This window comes from Cupriavidus sp. 01T418 (assembly GCF_056398885.1).
In genome coordinates this window covers 1-457 of record NZ_JBFTQG010000175.1, presented here as the reverse complement: position 1 = coordinate 457, position 457 = coordinate 1, and the positions used below count along the sequence as shown (strand labels likewise).

Here is a 457-nt window from a genome sequence, read left to right as displayed (position 1 = left end):
GGGACAGCTCGCTCAGGCTGAGGCCGGGCCGCTGCTCGCGCAGGCGGCGGGCGTAGGSCAGATTGGCTTCCCCGTCCCGGCGCGGCACGGCGTCGCGAATGGCGGCCAGTTCCACGGAGAGCGTCTTGAAGGCCGGCGCGCAGCGCAGATGGCTTTTCAAGGCGCCCGAAAGCAGGGACAGCTCGCTCAGGCTGAAGCCGGGCCGCTGCTCGTGCAGGCGGCGGGCGTAGGCCAGATTGGCTTCCCCGTCCCGGCGCGGCACGGCGTCGCGAATGGCGGCCAGTTCCACGGAGAGTGCCTTGAAGGCCGGCTCGCTGCGCAGATGGCTTTCCATGGCACCYGAGAGCAGGGACAGCTCGCTCAGGCCGAGGCCGGGCCGCTGCTCGTGCAGGCGGCGGGCGTAGGCCAGACTGGCTTCCCCGTCCCGGCGCGGCACGGCGTCGCGAATGGCGGCCAG

The 457-nt window shown here is 72.7% G+C and carries 1 protein-coding gene; it reads right to left on the bottom strand.

Annotated features, from left to right (window positions below):
• Positions 1–457, bottom strand: a 457-nt coding sequence (locus AC1DQ3_RS36780; RefSeq protein WP_477124990.1) for a hypothetical protein, incomplete at both ends; no start/stop codon positions are given.